Below are 6,785 nucleotides of genomic sequence, written 5' to 3'. Positions count from 1 at the left end.
ACGCCCGCGGGCGCGCCGACGCCGAGCTGTCCGAAGCTGCGCCGCCAGTGCACCCATTCGGGGTCCACGGTCAGTGCCGCCGCGTAGGCGGCCACCCCGCCGAGCACCAGCAGCGCCGCGCCGGCGGCGCGCATCGCGCGGCGCCGCAGGAACGCGAAGTGGTGCGGCCGCAGGGTGAGCCCGACGACGAAGAACGGCAGGAACGACAGCACCTGCGCGGCGTTGAGCATGCTCGGCAGCGTGATGAAGCCGGCGAGCATCGAGATCACCAGCGCGGCCGTGACGGGGTAGCGGATCTGCTGCCACAGCGGTGTCGACAGCCGCCACAGCAGCAACGCGGGCATGAACCAGGTCAGGTAGTACGGTTCGAGCGGGTCCCAGCCGACATGGTTGCCCGCGAGCAGGCCGGCCCACAGCGGATACGCCACGCTGAAGATCACGTACGGGACGACGATCGCGGCGACGAGCTTGCGCGTGCGGTCGCGCCCGGCGGTGAACCCGCGGGAGAAGTACCCGCACATGACGATGAAGACCGGCAGGTGGAACGCGTAGACGAACGTCTGGGCGGCTTCGAGTGCCCGGCCGCCGACGTTCGAGGCCCGCAGCGGCTCCCAGGCGTGGCCGATCACCACGAGCACGACCGCGAGGAACTTGGCGTTGTCGAAGTAGGGATCACGGCCGGCCGCACGCGACGGTGCGGGCGGTGCGGTGCCGGCCGGAGCGACGGTGGTCAAAACGGAGAACCCTGGGCTCGACAGCGGATGACCGGTTCAGTCAACACGAAGATCCTGAACAACACCTCAACGCGGCCGGGCGGGCGGGCGAACCGCGGCCTGTTCACGGTGGATCGCCGTCCGGTCTCAGGCCCGACTCGCGCAGGGTCAGGTTGAGGCGTCCGCGCAGCCCCAGATGGTGCGGCGCCGTGCCGGGCAGGGTCTTGGGCACGCCGTGGTAGGCCAGCCGGGACTCCCCGCCGAACACGAACAGGTCGCCGGACTCCAGTTCGACGTCGTTCCAGGGCCGGCCCCGGTCGCGGGTGTTGCCGAAGCGGAACACGCACGTGTCGCCGAGGCTGAGCGAGACGACGGGCGCGAGGCTGCTCTCGTCCTTGTCCTGGTGCTGGCCCATGCGGGCCTCGGCGTCGTAGAAGTTGACGAGCGCGATGTCGGGCCGGTAGCCGTCGTCGTGACCGTACGCGGCGGCGACGGCGCGCCGGCCGAGGTCGGCGAGCCAGGCGGGGAACGGCTTGACCGGGGCGCCGTCGTCGGTCGTGCGCCGGTAGCGGTAGGGGGCCCAGTGCCAGCCGAGGCACACGGTCTGCACCGACATCACACCGCCGCCCGGCAGCCGCGTGTGCCGCATCCCCGCCGGGGAGCGGGCCCAGTCGCGGCAGGCGTCGAGCAGTCGCCGCTGCTCGTCCTCGGCCAGCCAGCCCGGAACGTGCACCGCCCCGGGCGCCACCTCCGCCCGCGGCCGCGGAATCAGCGCCGTCACGCCCCTGACCTCCTCCTATGTCGGCTTCCGCACGCCACGGTACGTGATGGCCCACCGATGCGCGGACGACACGCGCTCCCAGGGATCCGGACGCAGGAACAGGCGGACCCGGGTCGCCCGCCCAAGGGCGCCCGGGTCGCGTGTGTGCCGCCGCGCGTCAGTCTCCGGTGTTGGTCGCCCAGACCGGTCGCCGGTTGCCGTTGTAGATGACGACGTTGCCGTCATCCTGTACGGCGAGGTAGGCGCCTCGGTGCCAGGTGCTCGACGCCCAGACCGGCCTGCCACCGCCGGCGTAGACGACGAGGTTGCCGTCCTCCTGGAAGACCGCCGAGACACCGTGGCTCCACGCGTTCGGGGCCTGCCATACCGGCCTGCCGTCCTTGTAGAGCACGAAGTTGCCGTCCTCTTGCAGGCGCAGGATGGCCCGGCCGTTCCCCGAGGTCAACGCCTGGTTACGGTGCAGCGTGACCGGAGGCGAGAAGACCGCGTCAGCCCGCTGGTGGGCGCTGGGCCGACCGGTGACCGCCTGCGCGGCGCCGCCCGCGAAGGCCAACCCGGCCGCCATGGCCGTGACGCAGAGTGAGCTGCGGAGTCTGGACATTGATATTGCTCCTTTTGGTCCGGTCTTCCCGGGACTTGACCCCGATGGTGACCTTGTGAATAGAAGCAAATACACAGAGTGATGTCCACGACCCCGGGAACCCCGCCGTCGATACCACTGGAACGCCGAGTGCTTGTGCGTGGCGGTCGCCGGTCACCCCACGCTCCTGCGCGGCACCGGGAGGGTCGCCGGCGAGCGCGCCAGGCGGTGGCCGCTCGACGCCGTACGGCGTCGCGAATCGCCACAGTCCGCCCCAAGGCGTGCTGGTGGGGCGTGGCGACACGGCGGTGGTGGAATACGCGGCGCGGGAAAGGGGTTACGCTGGTGGTGCCGGTGTGGCATGTGTCCCCGGGCCGCACCTATCGCCTTCGCGGAATACCGTTCGGCCTCCGGCCGGAGCAGGAGCCGCGTTGTGCCTTCGCCGCGAGGCGACCACCACACCGGCCCAGACGTGCCGTCCCCCGCCGGACCGAGGTCCGGCGGGGGCGGTTCACGTTCGTCAGGCGGGCAGTGTCATGAACGCCGCTCCGACCAATGTGCCGATCACGAGCACCGCGATCACGATCGCCGCGATGGCGCGAATGCGCCGGCGCCTGCGCAGGCGCCCGAAGTTCGCCAGACGGCCCGCCAGCGCCGGGTCTTCCTGGCCGAGTTGAGATGCGATCTCTGTGAGGATCCGCTCCTCCTCCATCGAGAGCGCCATGCCGCACCTCCAGGGGGTCTTACATTTCCTCGAATCATCCCCTCTTTACCTCCCGGGGGAAACCTTGAGGAAGGACTCTGATTACCGCTCGTTCGCCTTTGGCGCGAACCGGCCGCGTCCCCCCTTGGCGGCGCTTCACCCCTTGACGGCACCCGACATGGCGAAGGCGTTCCCGAGTACCCGCTGGACCAGCGTGTAGAGCACGACGACGGGCAGGGAGTACAGGATCGAGAACGCGGCGAGCAGGCCGTAGGAGGCCGTGCCGTGCAGGCCGAAGTACTGGTAGATGGCCACCGAGGCGGGCTGTTTGGCGGGGTCGACGAGCAGGATGAACGGCACGAAGAAGTTGCCCCACGTCAGCGCGAAGGTGAAGGTGAACACCACGGTGGTGCCCGGCAGCATGAGGGGCAGCACGATCCGCAACAGCGCGCGGAGGCCCGAGGCGCCGTCGACCCATGCCGCCTCCTCCAGCGCGATCGGCACCTCGTCCATGAAGTTCTTCATCATCCAGATCGCCATCGGCAGCCCGGTCGCGGTGAGGAACAAGGTGGTGGCCGGGATGGAGTCGAGCAGTTCGAGCTGGACGAACAGCCCGTACACCGGCACGAGGATCGCGGTGATGGGCAGGCCGGTGGCGAACAGCAGGCCGAGCAGGATCGGCCGGCCGAACCGCCGGCTGTAGCGCGAGAGCGGGTAGGCGGCCGGTGCGGCGAGCACGAGGGTGAGCACGGCCGCGCCGAGTGACAGCACCAGGCTGTTGGCGAGCGCGTGCAGGTTGTCGCCGGTGAGGACGTCGGCGAAGTTGCGCAGCGTCAGCTGGTGCGGGATGTCGGCCTTCAGCGACGCCTGGTCCGAGACCGAGGCCAGGAACAGCCACCCGAACGGCAGCAGGAACGCGATCGCCACCAGCGCCAGCACCAGGTACGCCACCGCTGCGGCGGCCCCGCGGCGCGGGCCGGTCGTGGACAGGCGCGGGCGCGGAGGCCGCGAGGTCGCGCTCACGGCCGTGGTCATACTTCCTCCCGCATCATCCGCAGGTAGACGACCGAGAACACGCCGCCGACGGCGAGCAGCACGATCGCCAGCGCGGCGCCGTAGCCGAGCTGGTAGAACTTGAACGCGCTCTGGTACATGTAGATCGGCAGGGTCTGGGTCTTGGTGCCGGGCCCGCCGCCGGTCATCACGAAGATCAGTGTGAACACCGCCAGCGTCTGCAGTGTGATCGTCATCAGGTTGGTCATGACCGCGCGGCGCATCAGCGGCAGGGTGATGTGCCGCAGCCGCCGGTACGCCGAGGCGCCGTCCACGGCGGCGGCCTCCAGCAGGTCCTCGGGCACGTTCGACAGCGCGGCGGAGTAGACGAGCATGGAGAAGGCGGTGCCGCGCCAGACGTTGGCGATGATCACCGACAGCAGCGGCATGGCGTACAGCCAGCTCTTCCCGTGCAGGCCCACCGCGTGCAGGATCGCGTTGAACGTGCCGTCGTCGGCCAGGAACGCGTACCAGACGAACCCGGCGACCAGCTCGGGCATCACCCACGCGCCGACCACGATCGCGCCGACGACGGCGCGGACGATCCGGTGGCGCGCCTTCATCAGCAGGGCCAGCGCCATGCCGCCGACGTTCTGCCCGATGACCGCCGAGCCGACCACGAACACGACGGTCAGCCACAGCGACTGGCGGAACGCCGAGTCCGCGAACATCCGCCGGTAGTTGCGCACGCCGACCAGGTGCGGGGTGCTGGCGGTGGCGCCGGTGAGGGCGACGTCGGTGAAGGAGGCGTAGACGCACCACAGGATCGGGCCGAGGAAGAACAGGGCGATGAGCGCGAACGCGGGAACCAACGGCAGGACCCGGCCGGCGGCCCGCCGCCCGCGCCCGGCGGGCGAGCGGCGGGCGGCGGGCCGGGTGGAGTCGGGCAGGTCCACCGCGACCATCAGGGGGTCCCTTCGACCTTGTCCGGCCCGGCGAGCTGTTTGATCTGGCCGGCCAGGTCGTTGACGGCCTTGTCGGGGGCGGACTGGCCGGTGATGACGGCCTCGGTGGCGGCCTGGAGCTGGTTGGAGATCTGGGGGTAGACGCTGTAGGCGGGACGGTACTGGGTGTACTGAACCAGGCTGGTCCAGAACTTCTGGGTCGGGTTGCCCTGGAGGTACTGCGGGTCGCTGGTCACGTCGTTGCGGACCGAGACCTGGGTCCCCTTGATGTAGAAGAACAGTGAGTTCTCCTTGTTCATGGCGAGCTGGACCAGCTTCCACGCCGCGTCGGGGTTCTTGGTGTTCGCGCCGACCGACAGCAGCCAGCCGCCGGAGAGGCTGACCTTGCCGGGTGCCTGGCCGTTCTGGGTGGGCATGGCGGCGGTGCCGAGCGTCTTGGACCAGTCGGGCCAGGCGGAGGCGCCGCCGGGGATCCAGCCCTGGGGCAGCCAGGAGCCGTCCAGGTCGATGGCCAGCTTGCCCTGGGACAGCTCCTGGCCGTTGACGTTGTCGCTCCAGTGCGGGTCCAGGGCCTGCTGCTGGGTCGGGCCGAGCTTCTCGGAGTAGATGGTCTTGAGGAAGTTCATCGAGTCGTTCATGCCGCGGCTCGGCGCGACCCACTTCTTGGTCTGGTCGTCGTACAGCTTGTCGGCGGTGCCGTACAGCAACATCTCAAAGCCCTGCATGGAGGCGGCCTCACCGACGCCCTTGCCGGCGTAGACGTTGAGCGGGATGACGCCGGGGACCTTGGACTTGATCTGGCGTGCCGCGGTGAGGATGTCGTTCCAGTTCTTGGGCTGCCAGTCGGCGGGCAGACCGGCCTTGGCGAAGATCTTCTTGTTGAACCAGAGGCCGCGGGTGTCGGTGCCCATCGGGATGCCGTACGTGTGGCCGTCGCCGGCCTTGCCGGCGGCCTTGGCCGCGCTGACGAACTGGCTCCAGTCCGGCCAGGAGGCGAGCCGGTCGTCGAGCGGCATGAGGAACCGGGCCTGGGCGTCGGAGTTGACGAAGAAGGTGTCCTCGTAGGCGACGTCCGGCGCGGTGGACTTGGAGCGCCGCATGAGGCCGAGCTTGGTGTAGTAGGAGTTCTCGTCGGCCTCGATCGGGATCAGCTTGAGCTTGATCCCGGGATTCTGCTGCTCGAACACCGGCTTGATCTTCTTGAACAGTTCGTCGGCGCCGATGAAGTTGCCGAACTTCTGGTACGCGACCTTGATCGTCTTGCCGTCCGAGGATCCGCTGTCGCCGCATGCGCTCAATCCCGCCGCGGCCGTCACCAGCGTCATCACGAGAGCCCATTGCCGCCGCATGTGCAGCACCTCCGCGAATTGCCATTGTGTTGTGGCAAATCTGAAAGGACGAGGCGAACGGCGTCAAGAGCTGACGGAAGAGGTGACAGATACCTTACGAGCTGGTTACATCGGCGTCGCGCCTGGTTACGGATGCGTGTCCTCCGGGCGTCCGGCCCGCACACGCCGGGCGCGAACCGCTGGAACAGGCCCGTCGCCGGTTCGCCGAACTGGACCCCGGCAGGGGCCGTGACGCCGACGCGGGTCAGCCGCGGACGAGCGGGCGGCCGGTGATGGCGCTGATCCGGTCGGCGGTGAGGCTGACGGCGGCGGCCGGGCTCCAGCGTCGGGTGAGGACACCTTCGAGCATGGCCTGCAGCTGCGCCGACACCAGCGCGTACGTCGGCGCGGACGGCCGTACGACGGCGTGTTCGAGCAGCGCGGCCGTCTCGGCGTGGAACGGCGAGACCGGGGCCAGGGCGTCCAGGACGCTGCGGCGGGGCGGGAGCTGACCGGTCTCGGCGCACACCTGCGCCAGCCACTTGGGCGCGGTCGCGGCGCGCAGCAGGCGCATCGCCAGCTCTGGATGGCGGGCCTGGCGAGGGATGCAGTAGACCATGCCGCCGCACAGGATCCCCGGCGGGCCGTGCGGCCCGGCCGGCAGGGGCGCGAACCCGAACCGCCCGGCGACCTCGGCCAGCGGCGTCCCGGTCTCGGCGGCC

At 70.0% G+C, this 6,785-nt stretch carries 8 protein-coding genes; all 8 read right to left on the bottom strand.

Annotated features, from left to right (window positions below; all coding sequences use genetic code 11):
- A partial coding sequence (locus tag ACFFNX_RS37605; protein WP_378210838.1) for an acyltransferase family protein occupies positions 1-734 on the bottom strand: 734 nt, incomplete at its 3' end.
- 103 nt (positions 735-837) lie between these two features.
- Positions 838-1,494, bottom strand: a complete 657-nt coding sequence (locus tag ACFFNX_RS37600; protein ID WP_378210837.1) for an alpha-ketoglutarate-dependent dioxygenase AlkB family protein — start codon at positions 1,492-1,494, stop codon at positions 838-840.
- A gap of 157 nt (positions 1,495-1,651) precedes the next feature.
- On the bottom strand, positions 1,652-2,095 hold the full coding sequence (locus tag ACFFNX_RS37595; RefSeq protein WP_378210835.1) for a hypothetical protein: 444 nt from the start codon (positions 2,093-2,095) through the stop codon (positions 1,652-1,654).
- A gap of 499 nt (positions 2,096-2,594) precedes the next feature.
- On the bottom strand, positions 2,595-2,798 hold the full coding sequence (locus ACFFNX_RS37590; protein WP_378210834.1) for a DUF3040 domain-containing protein: 204 nt from the start codon (positions 2,796-2,798) through the stop codon (positions 2,595-2,597).
- 135 nt (positions 2,799-2,933) lie between these two features.
- Entirely contained in the window at positions 2,934-3,812 is an 879-nt protein-coding gene (locus ACFFNX_RS37585; RefSeq protein WP_378210832.1) for a carbohydrate ABC transporter permease, read from the bottom strand.
- Complete coding sequence (locus tag ACFFNX_RS37580; protein WP_378210830.1) at positions 3,809-4,735, bottom strand: carbohydrate ABC transporter permease; 927 nt, start codon at positions 4,733-4,735, stop codon at positions 3,809-3,811. The genes ACFFNX_RS37585 and ACFFNX_RS37580 overlap by 4 nt, the downstream gene beginning before the upstream one ends.
- Entirely contained in the window at positions 4,735-6,084 is a 1,350-nt protein-coding gene (locus ACFFNX_RS37575) for an extracellular solute-binding protein (protein ID WP_378210828.1), read from the bottom strand. The genes ACFFNX_RS37580 and ACFFNX_RS37575 overlap by 1 nt, the downstream gene beginning before the upstream one ends.
- Before the next feature lie 244 nt (positions 6,085-6,328).
- Positions 6,329-6,785 (bottom strand): type 2 periplasmic-binding domain-containing protein (locus ACFFNX_RS37570; protein WP_378210827.1); only part of this gene is annotated, 457 nt, incomplete at its 5' end.

It is taken from the genome of Actinoallomurus acaciae (assembly GCF_042429965.1).
Taxonomy (GTDB): domain Bacteria; phylum Actinomycetota; class Actinomycetes; order Streptosporangiales; family Streptosporangiaceae; genus Actinoallomurus; species Actinoallomurus acaciae.
Note: the sequence above shows the minus strand (reverse complement) of the source record. Positions and strands in the feature narration are given on the sequence as shown.

Bases quoted from the DNA above. Each gene is read 5' to 3' on its own strand.
- ACFFNX_RS37595 (WP_378210835.1), bottom strand. From the start codon at position 2,095: ATGTCCAGACTCCGCAGCTCACTCTGCGTCACGGCCATGGCGGCCGGG.
- ACFFNX_RS37590 (WP_378210834.1), bottom strand. From the start codon at position 2,798: ATGGCGCTCTCGATGGAGGAGGAGCGGATCCTCACAGAGATCGCATCT.
- ACFFNX_RS37585 (WP_378210832.1), bottom strand. From the start codon at position 3,812: ATGACCACGGCCGTGAGCGCGACCTCGCGGCCTCCGCGCCCGCGCCTG.
- ACFFNX_RS37580 (WP_378210830.1), bottom strand. From the start codon at position 4,735: ATGGTCGCGGTGGACCTGCCCGACTCCACCCGGCCCGCCGCCCGCCGC.
- ACFFNX_RS37575 (WP_378210828.1), bottom strand. From the start codon at position 6,084: ATGCGGCGGCAATGGGCTCTCGTGATGACGCTGGTGACGGCCGCGGCG.